Annotated in this window: 10 protein-coding genes and 1 pseudogene; 4 read left to right on the top strand and 7 right to left on the bottom strand. The window is 32.5% G+C overall.

The genetic code is table 11. The annotated features are described in order from the left end of the window. Positions 1 to 166 precede the first annotated feature (166 nt). Positions 167 to 1,465, bottom strand: coding sequence for an L-fucose:H+ symporter permease (gene fucP / locus BWZ22_RS10015; RefSeq protein WP_076699744.1), 1,299 nt, complete (start codon positions 1,463 to 1,465; stop codon positions 167 to 169). Positions 1,466 to 1,971: 506 nt separating this feature from the next. Here fucP and uxaC point away from each other — a divergent pair. The 3 genes from uxaC (at position 1,972) to BWZ22_RS10000 (ending at position 6,521) form a co-directional block, all read left to right on the top strand. After that, the gene (gene uxaC, locus BWZ22_RS10010; RefSeq protein WP_076699742.1) at positions 1,972 to 3,375 is read left to right on the top strand and encodes a glucuronate isomerase; all 1,404 of its coding nucleotides are present in this window, start codon (positions 1,972 to 1,974) and stop codon (positions 3,373 to 3,375) included. A gap of 84 nt (positions 3,376 to 3,459) precedes the next feature. Next, entirely contained in the window at positions 3,460 to 4,881 is a 1,422-nt protein-coding gene (locus tag BWZ22_RS10005; protein ID WP_157607946.1) for a tagaturonate reductase, read from the top strand. 32 nt (positions 4,882 to 4,913) lie between these two features. Then, positions 4,914 to 6,521 (top strand): UxaA family hydrolase, encoded by a 1,608-nt coding sequence (locus BWZ22_RS10000; RefSeq protein ID WP_076699739.1) that lies wholly within the window; start codon positions 4,914 to 4,916, stop codon positions 6,519 to 6,521. 20 nt (positions 6,522 to 6,541) lie between these two features. On the opposite strand, the gene BWZ22_RS09995 is transcribed toward BWZ22_RS10000, so the two are convergent. The 4 genes and pseudogenes from BWZ22_RS09995 to BWZ22_RS17015 all read right to left on the bottom strand — a co-directional run bounded on the left by BWZ22_RS09995 (position 6,542) and on the right by BWZ22_RS17015 (position 12,525). Further along, positions 6,542 to 7,573 carry a LacI family DNA-binding transcriptional regulator gene (locus tag BWZ22_RS09995; RefSeq protein ID WP_076699738.1) on the bottom strand — a complete coding sequence of 344 codons (1,032 nt, stop codon included), beginning with the start codon at positions 7,571 to 7,573 and terminating at the stop codon, positions 6,542 to 6,544. A 94-nt stretch (positions 7,574 to 7,667) separates the two neighbouring features. After that, positions 7,668 to 11,708, bottom strand: a complete 4,041-nt coding sequence (locus BWZ22_RS09990; RefSeq protein ID WP_076702409.1) for a two-component regulator propeller domain-containing protein — start codon at positions 11,706 to 11,708, stop codon at positions 7,668 to 7,670. Positions 11,709 to 12,095: 387 nt separating this feature from the next. Continuing rightward, complete coding sequence (locus tag BWZ22_RS17090; RefSeq protein WP_371326826.1) at positions 12,096 to 12,263, bottom strand: CoA transferase; 168 nt, start codon at positions 12,261 to 12,263, stop codon at positions 12,096 to 12,098. Further along, positions 12,253 to 12,525 (bottom strand): annotated as a pseudogene (locus BWZ22_RS17015) (CoA transferase). Before BWZ22_RS17015 ends, BWZ22_RS17090 begins: the two are co-directional and overlap by 11 nt. A gap of 376 nt (positions 12,526 to 12,901) precedes the next feature. Between BWZ22_RS17015 and BWZ22_RS09975 the strand changes: the two are divergent. Further along, on the top strand, positions 12,902 to 16,462 hold the full coding sequence (locus BWZ22_RS09975; protein WP_076699734.1) for a glycosyl hydrolase-related protein: 3,561 nt from the start codon (positions 12,902 to 12,904) through the stop codon (positions 16,460 to 16,462). Positions 16,463 to 16,546: 84 nt separating this feature from the next. On the opposite strand, the gene BWZ22_RS16995 is transcribed toward BWZ22_RS09975, so the two are convergent. Then, on the bottom strand, positions 16,547 to 16,681 hold the full coding sequence (locus BWZ22_RS16995) for a hypothetical protein (RefSeq protein ID WP_256371280.1): 135 nt from the start codon (positions 16,679 to 16,681) through the stop codon (positions 16,547 to 16,549). 12 nt (positions 16,682 to 16,693) lie between these two features. Further along, complete coding sequence (locus BWZ22_RS09970) at positions 16,694 to 17,428, bottom strand: IS3 family transposase (RefSeq protein ID WP_083692269.1); 735 nt, start codon at positions 17,426 to 17,428, stop codon at positions 16,694 to 16,696. Positions 17,429 to 18,557: the final 1,129 nt, after the last annotated feature.

Here is an 18,557-nt window from a genome sequence, read left to right as displayed (position 1 = left end):
ATTTCACTCCCCATGACATTATACCTTCTATTTTTTATTTAAATATTTTTTCTGATTTCTTTAATTTGTACAAGTGTTTTTTCTTGGTTTCTGGTAGTTTTTATAAATAAAACCTAAAAAGTAACTGCGTTACCTAAACTCTCTAGCAGAACCTTAAATTATGTAATTAGTTAGAATGTTTATTTACAGAAGCCCCATACCACATAATATATATAAAGCAGAATAAAGGAAGTATAAAGGAAAAATTTACTTCAGACACCCCTAAAATTTGCGTATCTGTAACGCCATTGCCACCTAAATCTATTATCATACCCTGTAATTTAGGCATTAAGGCACCACCAACAATAGCCATAACCAAACCTGCAGACCCTATTTTAGATTGCTCCTCTGTTAAGTCTCCTAAAGCAATACCGTAAATCGTTGGAAACATTAAAGACATACAAAAGGATACTCCCACAAGTGTATATAAGCCAAAACTTCCTTGAATAAAAATAGTTCCTAACACCAAAGAAATGGCTAACAATGCGAAAAACATTAATAATTTTCCAGAACCAATAAACCTCAACATGTAAGTGCCCACAGCTCTTCCCACAGTAAATAATATAAACGCTACCATTTGGTAGTAGCCTGCTGTAACGCTATCTACACCAATACCTTCGGCATATTGATATATGTATGTCCAACACATAATTTGCGCCCCCACGTATAAAATTTGCGCTAAAACCCCTAGGGTATAGTTTTTATTTTTAGCTAAAGTTTTAAACGTTTCTTTAATACTTGGTAGGCTTCCCTCTTCTTTAGATTGTGGCATTTTGCTTACCAAAAACAGCACGAAAACGCCAATAAGTACTAAACCTAAAATAACATACGGATTTCTAATTACAAGTAAATCTGAAGTTTTAATTAATATTTTAGAAGCTGCGTCAAGTGAAGAGAAATTTTCAATATCATCAGACTGTAAATTTTTAAGCACAAACTGTTGAGCTACAAATAAGCCTAGTATTAACCCCACAGGATTAAATGCTTGAGCTAAATTTAAACGCTGTGTGGCAGTTTCTTTTGGTCCCATTGCCAAAGCATATGGGTTTGCGGCTGTTTCTAAAAACGCTAAACCAAAAGTTAAAATATATAAACCAAGACAAAAGAACCAAAATTCCTCTGTGGTGGCCGCTGGATAAAACAAAAGAGCTCCAACAGCATACAATGCCAAACCAATTAAGATACCGGTTTTATAAGAATATTTACGCATAAATATTGAAGCCGGTAATGCCATACAAAAATACCCTCCATAAAATGCCATTTGAACCCAAGCAGCTTGTGAGTTTGAAAGCTCTAGAACTTTTTTAAAAGCCTGTACCATGGGGTCGGTTACAGCATTAGCGAAACCCCAAAGTGCAAAAAGAGAGGTCACTAAAATAAATGGCAACAACATTTTAGCTGGCACCACAGAAATATTTGATTTCATATTTAGTTTTTTTAAAAAAATTTTATTGTGCAAAATCTTATACTTTTATGAAATTTAACTGTAAAATCTAGTCAAAAACATGTAATTATTCATTAGTATTAGTTATTCAAGCCTCCAACTAATACATTTAAAACAATTTAAATGTACAACTAATAAATAAGTGGATGCTATTAACTGTGTAATTATTTTATCATTTTAAGCACTCATATATCATTTTTCAAACTATTAATTTTAGTGGCAAATTACAATACCTAATATTATTACTTTTTAGAGTAAAATCTTCTTAAAATTTTATTTAATGATATTTTAGTATACTTTTGTAATCGATTACATTATAAGACAAAATTACATCTTACTATTTCCAATTTAAATAATACTATAGTTTAATGTAATAACAAAACCAAATTAGTTTTTATTGTTTTAAACATTTAAAGTAACACGATTTGTGTCGCCTTATTTAATATTATAAATAACTCTTTTTAAATATCTTCAATAATCCTTATTAAATGAATTCAAAATTTATACATGATAATTTCTTATTAGAAAATGAATACGCTGAAGAGTTGTATCATAATTATTCTAAAAATTCACCTATTATAGATTACCACAACCATTTACCTCCTCAACATATAGCAGAAAACAAGATCTTTGAAAATTTAACACAGGTTTGGATAAATGGCGACCACTATAAATGGCGCGCTATGCGCACACTGGGTATTGACGAAACTTTTATTACAGGCAACGCCTCAGATAAGAATAAATTTTTAAGTTGGGCTAAAACAGTACCCTATACTATACGTAACCCCTTATACCATTGGACGCATTTAGAATTAGCCAGATATTTTGATATTTATGATTTACTAAATGAAAAATCGGCTGAAAAAATATGGAACATCACACAAGAAAAACTAAACTCTAGCAACTACAGTTGTAAAGAGTTATTAAAAAAAGTTAATGCTGAATATATATGTACTACTGAAGACCCCACTGATAGTTTAAAATATCACAAACAATTGGCTAAAGATAACTTTAAAATAAAGGTAAGCACCGCATTTAGGCCAGATAAATCTATATATATTAATGCAGATGAGTATAATGACTACCTGGTATTATTATCTCAGGCATCAAACGTTGAGATTAATACATTTTCAACATTATGTGAAGCCCTAAGAAACCGCATACAATATTTTCATAATAACGGATGTAGATTGAGCGACCATGGTTTAGAACAAATCTACTTTGAAAATTTTACAGAACCAGAAGTCAACGCTATACTTCAAAAAAAACTGTCCAATAAAAACATTTCAAAAAAAGAAATAGTTAAATTTCAGAGTGCCTTATTGCTATTTTTATGCGAAACATATCATGAATTTGGTTGGGTACAGCAATTTCATTTAGGTGCATTACGTAACAATAATATGCGTATGTACCAAATTTTAGGTCCAGATACTGGATGGGATTCTATTGGTGATTTCCCCCAAGCCCTTAAATTATCTAAATTCTTAAATGCACTAGACCATAATAATAAATTAACAAAAACCATACTCTACAATCTCAACCCCGCAGATAATGAAGTTATGGCAACCATGATAGGCAACTTTAATGATGGCAGTACAAAAGGTAAAATTCAATGGGGCTCTGGGTGGTGGTTCTTAGATCAAAAAGATGGTATGGAAAAACAAATAAACACCCTTTCAAATATGGGACTAATTAGCTGTTTTATAGGAATGTTAACCGATTCTAGAAGCTTTCTGTCATTTCCTAGACACGAATATTTCCGTAGAATTCTTTGTAATTTAATAGGAAAAGAAGTACAAAAAGGCGAGCTACCCAAAGAAGAAATGAAATGGTTAGGAAAAATTGTAGCCGACATTAGTTACTATAATGCCAAAAATTATTTTGACATATAACCATATAAAGATACTATTTCAAAAAAAAATTAGATAATAATGAACAAAAAAATAAACCAAAAAGCTCTCCTAACAAGACAAAATATGGGATTAAAAAAAAAGTATCCCATTAAAATAGTGCAATTTGGTGAAGGTAACTTTTTAAGAGCCTTCATTGGATATGCCATACAAGCACTAAATAAAAAAGCAAATTTTAATGCTGGTATAGCTGTGGTTCAACCAATTGATAAGGGGTTAGTTCAGATGTTAAATAATCAAGATGGATTGTATACCTTGTTTATGAAAGGTGTGAAAAAAGGTGAAGAAATTCAAGAAAAAGAACTAATAACTAATATTGTAAAAGGAGTAAATCCTTATACAGATTTCAAAAGTTATTTAAGTGTAGCTAGAGAAGAAGCATTAGAGTTTGTAATTTCAAATACCACAGAGGCAGGTATTGCTTATGTTGCTAGTGATACCCCTAAAATGGAACCCCCAAGTTCGTTTCCTGCTAAATTAACTATTTTACTTTATGAACGGTTTAAGCATTTTAATGGTGATGCCAAAAAAGGTTTAACCATTATCCCTTGCGAACTTATTAACCACAATTCTGAAGCGTTAAAAGAAATTATCTTAAAGTATATTTCAGACTGGAACTTAGGTAATGAATTCAAAAACTGGATTTTAAAGCACAATTCATTTCATAGCACTTTAGTAGATAGAATTGTACCTGGTTACCCAAAAGATGAAATTGAAACTTATAATGCTCAATTAGATTATCAGGATAATTTAATAGTTGCTGCTGAAGTATTCTTGTTGTGGGTTATTGAAGGAGGCGACGAGTTGAAATCTAAATTGCCATTTCATAAAACAGATTTGGATGTTAAGATTGTTGACGATATGCAGCCTTACCGAACTAGAAAGGTTAGAATTTTAAATGGAGCACATACTGCAATGGTTCCTTTCTCTTACCTCTACGGAAACAGAACGGTAAAACAATCTGTAGATAACCATTTTACTGGCAACTTTATTAAAAAGGCCGTTTTTAATGAAATTATAGATACTCTTGATATGGATCGAAATGAACTTAATAATTTTGCTGAAGAAATTTTTGACCGCTTCAGGAATCCTTTCATTATTCATAATTTGTCAAGTATAGCCTTAAATTCCATTTCAAAATTTAAGGTTAGGGTATTACCCAGTTTATTAGGCTATGTGAAAATTCACAGCAAAGTACCAACAAATTTAACTTATGCATTTGCAAGTTTAATTCGTTTTTATAAAGGTACTTGGAATGGTGAAAAATTACCCGTACAAGATAGTGACGATATTATTAGAAATTTTGCACAAATATGGACGTCTAACAATTATCAGCAAATAGCCAAAGAGGTACTTTCTAATAAAAACTATTGGGATGAAGATTTAACAAAAGTAGATGGGCTATCAAAAGCCATAGCTTTAGCTCTTGAAGAAATTGATACTAACGGGATTGAAGTTGGCTTTGCTAATTACACTAAACAGTACTAAATTTTTAAATTACTACTATCACAAATATTAAAATGCAAAAAAAAATTATTAAAGTTAACGTAACTGATAATATAGCTGTTGCGTTAGTAGATTTAAGAGCTGGAGAAATTATTTCTTTTGAAGGAGAAGATATTAAGGTGCTCACAGATATTAAGTCAAAGCATAAATTAGCTTTGCAAAATTTTAGTACCGGTGATAGAATTATTATGTACGGTGTTCTAGTAGGATCAGCTAATAGAAACATTAAAAAAGGAGAAGTTTTAACCACTAAAAATGTAAAACACCAAAGTGAAAAGGTAACTGGTAGAACTGATGTTTTTAAATGGAAAGCTCCCAATATCGATAAATGGAAAGGAAGGACATTTATGGGCTATCATAGAGAAGACGGACAAGTGGGAACTGAAAATGTTTGGCTGTTCTTTCCTTTAGTGTTTTGTGAAAATAGAAATATAGAAATTTTAAAAAATATTTTTGAGAAAGAACTTACAAAACAAAAAGTAGACCCACACCAATTATTGTTACGTTCGTTAGTAAGTGGTAATAATAAAACTTCATCCATAGAACAATCCACCGATGTGTTTGATAATATTGATGTGAAGTTTATTACACATGCAGGAGGGTGTGGAGGTATAAGACAAGATTCTCAAAGTTTAGCCAAATTATTGGCAGGTTATATAAATAACCCTAATGTGGCAGGAGCCACAGTATTGAGCTTAGGTTGCCAAAACTTACAAATAAGTATTTTTAAGGATGCTCTAAACCATATAAATCCCAACCTAAATAAACCCATTCTTATTTATGAGCAACAACAGATAGGAACGGTTGACGAAATGTTATCTACTATTATTAAAGATACTTTTGAAGCCCTTAAAAAAGCTAATAAAATTAAACGCAAACCAGCTCCTTTATCCAAATTAAGGGTAGGGCTGGAGTGTGGAGGTTCTGATGGGTTTTCTGGTATTTCTGCTAATCCAACATTAGGAGCTGTATCCGATTTATTGGTAGCTTTGGGTGGCACAGCAATATTGGCTGAATTTCCAGAGTTATGCGGTGTAGAGCAGGAACTCGTAAATCGATGCGTTAATGATGCAGATGGTGATAAGTTTTTAAAGCTTATGAAAGCTTATGAAAAATCTGTTGTTGATGCCGGCTCAGGTTTTGACATGAACCCATCTCCTGGCAATATTAAAGATGGACTTATAACAGACGCAATGAAATCTGCTGGTGCAGCTAAAAAAGCAGGAACATCTCCAATAGAAGCCGTTTTAGATTATGGTGAATATATAAATAAACCAGGTTTAAATTTATTATGTACGCCTGGAAATGATGTAGAAAGTACTACGGGGTTAGTAGGCTCTGGAGCAAATGTTGTTTTATTTACCACTGGTTTAGGAACACCCACAGGAAATCCTATAGCACCAATAATCAAGGTATCGTCAAATACAGAACTAAAAAAGAAGATGCCTGATATTATAGATATTGAAACAGGTGCAGTGATACGTGGTGAGAAAACCATAGAAGAAATGGCTGATGACATGTTAGAGTTTATTATTAAGGTTGCCAGTGGTGAAATTCAAACTAAGGCTAAAATATTAAATCAAAATGATTTTATTCCTTGGAAAAGAGGCGTTTCTTTATAAAGAGATACAAATAATCAAGTTTACTTAGATATTGGAGTTTTTAAGGAAGACTTTCTTATTATTAATTCAGGGGTTAAAACAACATGTTTTTCAGACTTTATTTTATCTCCGTTGCTTACCTCTTCTAAAAACACTTGGGCAGTTATTTTTCCCATTTCAATAGGAGACTGGTCTACTGTTGAAATAGAAAGTTCCATAAAGCGAGTAAAAGGCTCGTTACTAAAACCTACAATACTAATATCTTCTGGTATTTTAAGACCATGTTCTCGTATTACTTGAATAGCACCCAGTGCAGAAAAATCACTTGATGAAAAAATGGCATCTGGACGGGTTTCCATAGCTAACCATTGTTTCATTGTCCTTCTACCTTCTTCAACTCTACTTCTAGATTCTATTACGAAATTTTCATTAAACTCAAGACCGTGATCAATTAATGCTTGTTTGTATCCTAAGAAACGATTTTTGAAAATTTCTAATTCTCTGTCGTTCGAAATATGGGCAATGCATTTACAACCTTGATTTATTAAGTGCTTTGTCGCCTCGTAAGCTCCATTAAAATCATCTATAGTTACGGAGCTAACACCAGGAATTTGTTTTCTCCTATCAAAAAATATTAACGGTACATTTTTTTTGGCTAAACTATCAAATACTTTGTCTTTGCTTTTTGCGTTGGTAATAGACATTAAAATACCATCAACTTGAGCATTTAACAAGGAATTTATATTTTCAATTTCTAATTTTTCTTCATCATGTGTTTGGCATACTATTACATGGTATCCTTTAGAATGTAATTCTTCTTCTATACCTCTAATGACTGAAGCAAAAAAGTTACTATCCATACGCGGAACAATAACTCCTACATTAAAACTCTTACCGCTTTTTAGTGCTTTAGCAAGGGTGTTTATCTCATAGTTCATTTCAATTGCAGTGTCTTGCACTAGTTTTCTTGTCTTTTCACTTATCTTGAGGTTATTGTTTAAAGCTCTAGAAACTGTTGCTGCTGTTAGGTTTAATTTTTCTGCTATATCATATATTGTTGTCTTTTTTTTCATGAACTATACAACTATTTATATTTAGCAAAAGTACTTTTTTAAATGCATAATAAGGCATATATAGACTAAATGTGCAGTAAAACAGTAGAATGATTTACTTTAAAAGTTTACTAGGACTATAACCAAATTGTTTCTTAAATACTTTACTAAAATAAAAGGGGTCATTAAAACCTATCATATCTGAAACCTCTGAAACATTATATCGTTTGGTTTTTAATAATTGTGCCGACTTTTTTAATTGAATAGTTCTAATAAATTCATAAGGTGTTAAATCGGTAAGTTGTTTAATTTTTCTATATAATTTTGAAGTACTCATACCTACTTCTTCAGCAATAAAATTTGGTGATAGTTTGGAAGAACTCATATTATTTTCAATAATTTCTTTTATTTTAGAAACTAAATCTATATCTAATTGAGAGTGTGCTAATGTTAATATATCGCCTTCTACTTCCCCTGAAAAACGTTGCTTTAGATCAAAGTGTAATTTTATAATATTATCAATACGTGTTTTTAACAAAGCTGGGTCAAACGGCTTTGTTAAATAACCATCTACTCCTATAGCATAACCTTTTATTCTGTTTTCGTTTTCGGCTAAAGCTGTTAAAAGTATTACAGCAATATGGCTAATATCTTCGTTAGATTTTAAGGCTTCAACAAATTCAAATCCATCCATTACAGGCATCATAACATCAACCACACACAAAACAGGTTTTTCTTTATTACAAATCTCAAGACCTTCCTGCCCATTTTTAGCCTCTAAAACCTTATAATAAGTAGATAAATATTGCACAACATAATCTCTAAGTTCTGTATTATCTTCAATAACAAGAATCTTTTGTTTTACATGAAGGTTTGGCAAAGGCTTTTCTCCTATTTGATAAGATTCAGTAATTTTTTGCTGTTTAATAGTGGTATGTTCGTTTACTGTTTGTACTATTTTTTTAGTTTCTACAGCATTAAATAGTTCATCATGGTTATATGCTTTTTTACTTACTGGTAATTCTACTGTAAAAACACTACCTTTTCCTGGTAAGCTTTTAACTTTAATTTCGCCTTTATGTATATCTACCAGTGCTTTAACTAAAGAGAGCCCTATTCCGGTTCCCGTGGTACTTTCTCTACTATTTCTGGCTTGATAAAACCTATCGAATATTTTTTCCAGACTCTCTTCTGGTATGCCAATACCATTATCACTAACTTCCAATATTAGTTTTTTAGAATCATTATCTTTTAGACCTAAAAACAAATCTATATTTCCGTTCGAATCGGTAAATTTTATAGCATTTGAAAGTAGATTGTATAAAATTTTACTAAACTTATCGATATCTACCCAACAAATAAGCGACGCTTCGTTTTCAATATTCAGGTTTAAACTTATGCTTTTTTCTAGCGCCAGTTCTGTAAAGGAATTGCATATACTTTTTACATGTTCACTAACATCTGTTTTTGCTACTTTAAGGTTTAGTTCGCCTGTTTCTGCTCTTCTAAAATCTAAAATTTGATTTACCAACCTTAACAGACGATTGGCATTTTGATATACCAAATTAGCCCGACTTAAAGTATAACCATCTTTTTGATTGTTTATTAGCTGTTTTGCTGGTCCTAAAATAAGGGTAAGTGGTGTTCGTAATTCATGTGATATATTGGTAAAAAATCGGAGTTTTTCATTATTCAACTTTTCATCACGTTCTCGTTTTACTCTTTCAAAAAGCAATTCCTCCTTTAATAGTCTTCGGTTTTTTAACTGATTGTTTAAAAAATATGCGGCAATAATAATTAGTATTAAAATAAATATAAAAAAGAGAGGAGTGAGCCAAAAAGGCGGTAGTACTTTAATACTGTAGCTTGACACTTTACTTTCATACCCGTTATTATTGGTTGCTTTAAGTTTTAAATTATAGTTACCAGGAGGTAGGTTTGCATACTGTATAGCACGAGAACCGCTGCCCGTTTTATTCCATTGCTTATCTAAACCTTCTAGTTTATAATAAAAGGTATTTTGTCGTTGATTAACATAAGACGGTATAGAGAATTTTACTGTAAAATTTCTATTATTATAACTTAATTGAGCTTGTTTGGAAAAATTTATATCTGTATTTATAACGACAACTTCTCCATGTTTTTCTCCGGGGTTAATGTTGTTATTACTAACTTTAAATTCGGATATTACAGGAATTGGAGCGTTTTTGTTTTCTTTTATATTTAGAGGATCGAATAGTATGATTTCTTTATTGCCTCCGATATATATTTTTCTATTGTTAAAATGTAAAAAACCACGTTTATTAAATAAATTTGAACGTACCCCGTTATTAACATAAAATGTTTTGTAGTCGTTATTCTTAGGATTGTATTTACTTATTTTATTATAATTTAAGTTTAACCACATAACACCTAAACTATCTGTGGTTATGTCTGTAATCCAATCGTCTGCCAATTCCTTGGGTACGGTTTGGTGTACAAAGTTATTGGTTGAAGGGTCATAATAATTTAGCCCCTCTCTAGTTCCTGCCCATAAACGTCCTTCTTTATCAAAAAACAAATCTTTTACTTTGTTGTTTGATAGCCCCTTTTTATGGTCTCTACATACATATTGTTCTATGGTATTTGCTTGCATGTTATAACTAAAAACGCCTTCTTCTGTGGCTATCCAAAATAAGTTTTGCGTTTCTGAATACACTATTTTATTAATATCCTTAAATTTAGGGTTATTGTTTTTCACAAACTGCTTCGCTCCTGTTTTTAAATTAAACTTTACAAGCCCTTCACCTTGTGAGCCTACTAAAATCTCATGGTTTGATATTTTATAAAAAGCAAACACTGGCGAATTAACAAAACCTACATTTAGTTTTCTTTGTTTATTATTTTTATAATTATATTCTACAACGCCACCATCCCACAACCCAATATAAAACACCATATTGTCTTTTGTGTAAATACTGCTTACATGAGTATAGTTATCGAGTACTTTTTCAAAACTGTCGTTTTTATTCAAGAACAAACCTTTGGCATGGGTACCAATTAAAAGGTTATTGTTATATGTTTTTGCAAAAGAACTTATAATTGGGATTTGATTGTTTCCTGTAAAATTTAGTCCTAAAGCTTTAAACTGATTTTCAAATGGGTTTAAGCTTTCCAGTCCATTTTCTGTACCAATCCAAAGCACACCAGAATAATCAAAATACAAGGATATAATGTAATTATTTACAAGTGAATTGGGGTTGTTTAAATCGGTAGTATGCTGCTTAAACTTTCCTTTAATAAAGTCTTCTATTGAAGCGCATTGAATAATTCCGTTAGACGTACCAAACCAATAGCTCCCATTTGGTCCTTTGGTAAAACATCTAAAATAACTACTAAGTGTATTTGCTTTTATAAGCTTAAACTTATTATTAATTTTATCTAGCTTAAACAGTCCTTCTCTAGTTCCTACAAAAATATTATATGCTTTATCTTCAAACACAAAATAAGCATTGGAATTCTTTTCTGTAATACTATTTGGAAATAAGGTATAATTTTGTAAATCTGCTACTTTACCAAAATCATCTAAAAAAAAACTATACACTCCATTTGTAAAACTAGTTACCCAAATTCTTCCGTCATGTGTTTGGGTTATCCCTCTTATATTATCTATTTCTCCTAAATCTACCCTATGAAATTTATTGGTAGTAGTATCTAGATAACATAACCCGTTATTTAAAGTTCCTACCCAAATTCTTTGGGATTCATCAATATATATAGATCTTACTCTATTGTCTACTAAAGCATATTTATCTTGAGGGTTTGCATGAAAAGTTTTAAAAGTAGATGTTGGTATATTGTATTTCGTTAAGCCATTGTCTGTTGCAATCCATAAATTAGATTTATCATCGGATATTATTTGTAATATATCATCACTATTAAGATGGTTTGAAGTTTCTTCCTTGGCTGTAAACACTTTAAAATCATAACCATCAAAACGGTTTACGCCTCCAAATGTGCCTAGCCATAAAAAACCTTTTTCATCTTGTACTATACTTCTAACCGAATTATGAGACAAGCCTTGGGTTTCATTATAATGCTCAAAATGAAGATCCTGTGCAAAACCTTTAAAACAAAGCAATAAAACTATAGTGTATAATAATTTAGTTTTGAACATGATAACTGCTGTAATTGATTTATTTTTAATTTTACCGTTACTTAAACTAATGCTTGACGTTCTTTTAAATACCTTTTGTAAGTTAAGCGAATTCCGCACTTTCTTTATTCCTTTCTAAATTTATACTAATTACCTTGATTTGGATTAAAAAAAATAAACAATTATATTGACTCTTGACCTTGTTTATTCTAAACTAAGAAACATGATAACTGCGTTTTGGTAGCTCTACCTTAATCCTTTTACCCCTATAATTGACAAAACTACACTTAAAAACTTCTATCGATAGTGATATGATATGTTTTTTTAACCATCGTTTTGTTACAACTGAATTAATCATTTGTTAAAACCTCTTTTTCTGTCCCTACAGACTTCACCCATCTCCTTAGTTCATAATCCTTCTGGCCCGTCAGAGACTTTTCCACTCGTCATGATGGCACCACTAACAGCCTGCTCCAACAAATCTTGTCTTAGGCGGGACATGTAAGAGCCATCGGCACCCCAACCACTGACAGAAAAGTAAATGATTTTAGGATTTATTTTTTTTTTAATCGTCATAGCCATAGCCCAACCGTTTCATGACACCGAAACAGAAGTTTTCTACAACAACATCTGTTTCCTTTTCAAGTTTATAAATTATCGCTTTTCCCTATTCAGATTTAATATCAATGGTCAACGAGCGTTTATTCCTGTTCCATGCCATAAAACAAGGCAACTCATTGCCTGCAATCCATTTGTTGAAAAAGGTCATTCCTCTGTAAATATCTCCAGTCCCGTTACATTCCTCTTTAATGACATCAGCACTTAAATCCCCCAACATTTGGGTGGCATAAGGGTCTTGTAGTAATTGAGAAAAGTCTAAAACTTTTACGCCTTTTAAAGCTTTTTGCATTTTATAAGTGTTTAATTTTCAAAATTTCGAGGAAAAGTCGTTAAGCTTCCATCTATAATTATATCTTTTCCTGTTATAAATCGTGCCTCATCGGATGCTAGGAAAACGGTTGTAATCACCACTTCTTAGGGTTGTACCAACCTTAACAGCTTTTTTTATACAAAAGGGTCTCCTATGAAGGATACCTATTGAATTATAGGTTCATAAACTTAACAAATAACAGTCAATTTAAATGATTTTTTTGATATATTTGAAAACTAAACCGATTTAGTGCAATGCAAACTTAAAAAAATAATACTAAACTATGCGGTTAATTATCATTATTTGTCTTAGTCTAACAATTAGCGCTAATGCTAATCACCTTGACAAAAATCCTTCTCTTTATTTCCACGAAGGTAATAGTAATAGTCATATTCAAGAGCTTAACACCAACTATAAGCTTTATAATGTTTGTAAAAATGATTTCGAAGGCTATACCAAACCTTTAAGTGGTAGAGAGTTTGGAAATTATGGTTGTATTAGAGAAGGCTTGTATGCATCACTCTTTACACGCTCTAACAGTAACGACGATCCCATTGCATTTCTTACCGGTAAAGTTCCTGTAGATTACAATGAGGATACCGTAACGTTTTTCATGATAAGTAACCTATCTTTAAAACATAGAGACCATTTTAATATCCACGTTAATGGCAATTTTTTACTTACGTTTAAACCTAACAAAGAAGGGGTCTTAGAAATAACAGACCCAGTTTTCAAAAGTGATGTTGAATTCATTTTGGTAAAACGTGATGGTAATGGCGACGGTTACGGTGCCATGAGATTAACAGTACCCACTTCTTTTTTAAAGAAGGGTAAATCAGCAAAAGTTACGATAGAAGGTCATAGAAAAAACGACAATGCTTGGGCAATGATTTTTATGGCGAATGACGCCGTTGAATACACTACGAAGTTAGCCCTTAATGGCGTGTCCTTTGACTTAAAAGAAAAAAACGGTATTCTTTACGTTGACGCCCCAACACATTTTGCTGGTAAAAAAGTGTTTGTAACCAGTGATGGTGTTAAAAGCTCAACCAAGACATTTGAAATTGTTGGAGAACTAGCAAAGGCTTCTTTTAAAATTCAAGCACCTAAAACCAGTTTTTCCATTAGTTATGGTAATGAAACCATGACCATACTTTTTGAAAATAATGATGGTACCATCACAACAACTGATATCCAAGGGCCATACCTCTTACATCACAATTGCAAATATAAAGATGAATGGCGTGCTACCTTAACAAAACTTTATCGGCCTGAATTCTATGATACTTATGATGCCTTTTTTGACAAAACATACGAAAATGGTCAAGTGTCCATCATGAACTCTAGCCACCAAGATATTGCCTGGGTTAATAGACCTGAAGTATGTATTATTCTCAGAGATACCATGCTATTAAAACCTGTTATTAGAGATGCATTTATTAGGGATGATTATGGGTTTGATATAGAAGATGGGCTGATGTTAAGGGAATATTTGAACCGTAATCCCGATTCAAAAGAAAAAATAACCACGCTTTTAAATAAGCAACTTATATCGGTTGGAGCCTCATACAACTGTCCCTACGAAGATATGTACGATGCGGAAGACCAAGTACGCCAATTGTATCTAGGTAAAAAATGGGTAAAGAAGACATTTGGCGGATACGATTCTAAAGTGTATTGGAATGTTGATGTGCCAGGGAAAACCTTACAATTGCCGCAAATATTGAAAAAGGCTGGCGTAGATTATATGGTCATCAGTCGTCATGCACGTGGCATGTTTCATTGGGCTAGTCCTGATGGTAGTTCTGTTTTTGCCTATTCTCCCGGACATTATGGTGTTGATGAAACCATGTTAAGACGCGGAGAAATGAAAGACAAAATAAAATACGGTGCAGAACAAATTATGTTTTGGGAAAAGAACTTTGATACTGACAAAATACAAACACCACTACTCTCTAGCCAAGATATGTTACCTGCTATCGATTATTCTGACTATATCGAGGCTTGGAATTCATTTGAATCGATAAAAACCGAAGATGGCGAAACTCAAAACATCCATTTACCTCCAATGGAATTAATGACGGTTGATGAGTACATGCCTCTTGCAGAGAAACACGCTACAAAAGTAGATACCATTATTGGCGAACGCCCAAATGTGTGGGTATATATCCATGGCGCAGGTCATCACGAAGCTTTAACCGCTAGTAGAGAAGGTTCAAAATTATTACCAGGCGCAGAAAAATTCTTAGCCATTGCCAATAAATTAGACCCTGCTAAAATACCTTATCCTTTCGAGGAATTTGATGAAGCGTGGCAAGCCAAAATATATCCAGACCACGGTTGGGGTGGTCATGATGGCGACGTCACCGACAATCTGTTTAAGGCTAATTTGGTAAAATCTAGAGTTATGGGGCAAAAACTTTTAGATAGGGGTATCAACTTTATCTCGTCCAAAATTAAGAAAAACGATAAGTTAGGCATGCCTTTGGTTTTATTCAATAGTTTATCATGGGATAGGATTGACCCCGTTACGACTAAGGTTCAATTCTCGAAAGGTTCCTTTTTTAATGTTAGTGTAGTCACTTCAAAAAAAGAGCAAATTCGTTCTCAAATCAGTAACCCAGAATATTATTCAGATGGCAGTCTTAAAAGTGCAGTCATCACTTTTATAGCCAATGTCCCCTCGATAGGATATGCTACATATTACCTTCAGAATAAGGCTAATTCAAAAAGCAATACAAAAACCAATGGCAATACAAACCAATACGAAAACCCCTATTACAAAATTGATTTTGAAGACGGTGGTATTGCACAGGTTTATGATAAAGTTTTGAAGAAGAACTTATTTAAGAATGACACTTTTAAAGTAGGCGAAATATTTACTATGGAATCTGTAGGAACCGGAGCTGGCGAGTTTTCAGATGTGCAACAACCCACCATGAAAGATTTCGACCATGTGAGTAAACACAACCCAAAATGGGAAATTATAGAACATGGTTCCGTCTACACAAAATACATGCTGGAACAACCCATTTTACACACCATAGTAAGACAAGATATTACTGTTTACCACGATTTAAAACGTATATATTTTAATAACAGTTTAAGAAATTGGGATGGCAAGTTATATCGAGAATTTAGAACTGCATTTCCCATAAATATGGATAACCCCGAGGTAGCTTACGAGGTGCCTTTTGGAAATGTAAAGGTTGGGAAAGACGAAATTGAAACTGCTGGGGACTTTTATACGCCTCTTTGTAAAAACGTTCGCCCTAGAGGTATTATAGACTGGATTTCGGCTACTGATGACGATATGACCGTAACCTTAAGCTCCTCTGTCTCGACTGCCGATTGGAAAGACCCAACAGAACAAACGGATACCACAATTTTACAGAATTTATTGTTGGCAAGTAGAAGGTCTTGCCATTGGGAGGGCAACGAATATTCTCAAGGTGGTGACCATTTTTATCATAACGTATTAACTTCCACAAAAAAAGGTAGCGTTGAAGGCAAAAAAATAGCCAAACAGGAAAATGAGCCCATTCAAGTGGTTGTAAACCCTATTACAACAGCAAAACCTTATTTACCGCAAAATTTAAGTTTCTTCTCTATTGATGCGGACAATATTATCATAACTACTATTAAAAAAGCAGAAGATTCTGTAGATTTTATTACAAGGATGTATAATGTAGAGGGTAGTACGGAAACAGTGAATCTATCCTCTTATTTTGATATTAAATCTTATCATCATACCAACATTATTGAAGAAAACCCTGTACCAGTTTCACCTCAATTGGAAATTGGTAAATATGCCATAGAAACCTATAGTTTAAAAGTTGATTAATAGCAGTTATATTTTCTTAAGAGAAAGCCAGCATCACTTTAAAGATAGCCGGCTTTATTATTTATTAACAGCTTTTATCACGAATTAATTGGTAATTACAGGAGCATCAATTGGAGTTTTACTTTTTACCACAATATAGGTAGAAATGGCATAGAAAGCTCCTGTTTGTCCAGATTGCGTACCCCCGTCAGACTGGACTTGCAACAAAAAGTCGGACATTTTTTTTAAGACCTATGCCACATTTTTAAATTGATAAAATTCTTGTTCTACTTCGTAAGGAGTTTTGTATCCCAAATACGAGTGTAATCGTTTCCCGTTGTACCATATTTCGATGTATTCAAAAATAGCAGTCTTAGCCTGCTCTATAGTTTTAAAATCATCATCATAAATAAGTTCAACCTTTAATGTTTTAAAGAAGGATTCAGGAACTGAATTATCCCAACAATTTCCCTTTCTACTCATAAATTGAGTCACCAACGGGTTGGATTTAATAAATGTTCTAAATGTTTTTGAGGCGTATTGTATCCCTCGGTCTGAGTGAAATATTAAATTCATGTTTATATTGAGCTTGCTTACAGCCATTCTCCATGCAGGAACAATTGTTTGATTGGTGTGTAAACTTGTACTCAATGACCAAGCTATTACCTGCCTGTCAAACAGATCAATAATGGTGGTCAGGTACAGCCAGCCTTGATTGGTATGGATGTAAGTGATATCGCTGACCCAAGCTTCATTTAACCTACTGGGATTAAAGTTTCTGTTCAATAAATTTCTGCAAACCAGATATTTGTGATTGAAATCAGTGGTAGCCTTAAACTTCCTTTTGTGCTTGCTCACCCAATTGTTCGCCCTCATAATTTTAGCCACTCTGCACCTAGATATATAGTGGCCTTTACGTTTTAGTTGCTCAGCTATTCTCGTGGAGCCATAACGCCTTTGGCTCAGGAGAAATTCCTTTTTTATCAAATCCGTAAACAGGCTATGTTCCAGTGTTCGTTTTGACGGGCCGGCACTGTACTACCTATAAAAACTGCTCCTACTTACTTTAAAAACCTTGCACATCCTCTCGATTAGATATAAATGTTTATAGCTGGCTATAAATCCATAGACTTCCCTTCGCTCTTGGAGAAGATGTGCACGGCCTTTTTTAATATCTCAAGTTCAAGCTCCTTTTCCTTTAGAGCTTTTCGAAGTCTTTTAAGCTCTAAAGTATCATCGGGGATTGGTTTTTCAGGCTTAGGCAATGTAGCTGTTTTAGCTGCCTTGCGCCATTTATAGATTCTAAGGACCTCTATGTCCAGTTCGTCTGCTAGTTCTTTTATGTTATCTCGTTGGTAACTTAACCAAATTTAATTCGGGGCTGTAATATCGTTTTTTCATGTTTCTAAGATATTTGTTTTGTAACAAACGGTCTTAAATTTTATGTCCGAGTAAAGTTAACAACTCCACTCTCAAAACAACTCTTATTAAGTAGTTCATGGTGTGTTTATACTTTCAACTAATCTTTTTGTATTCCTTGGCGACTTATAATACATATATGTTTCATTATTACTAACCTATGCTGTGGAACCAATAATATTTACCTGTATATTTTTTCGCTAATTTAGTGTTTTTTTATCGTTATGAGTATTCCGAATCTTCAAACATTTCTTATTTATAAAATTTTCATTTCATATTATTAAAAACTAAAATTTAAACATTAGCTACTCCTTTTAAGAATAATTTTTAATAGGAATACCTAAAAACTTCTTTTTCGACAAACAACTTAGCAAATAAGCCAAACAACTTATATCGGGTCTCCAATAACTTTAATTGGAAAAACAATAATCTTATCACTAAATTTAAAGTTTAAAATAGTATTAATTTATGTTATTTTTTTCAATATATTTGAGACACTAAATCGTTTTAGTTTTTTATTTACCTAACAACTAAACCGATTTAGTTGTTCATAAACTACCTAATCTAGTAAACTTTATAAAAATAGAGGAACTTATATTTTTACTTATAACATGTAGTATGGACACTATTTGTTTATAAATAGTTACCTAGCATAATATTTACATTATGAGGAAACTATATATACAAAAATGCATTT

The organism is Seonamhaeicola sp. S2-3 (genome assembly GCF_001971785.1).
Classification (GTDB): Bacteria; Bacteroidota; Bacteroidia; order Flavobacteriales; family Flavobacteriaceae; genus Seonamhaeicola.
Note: the sequence above shows the minus strand (reverse complement) of the source record. Positions and strands in the feature narration are given on the sequence as shown.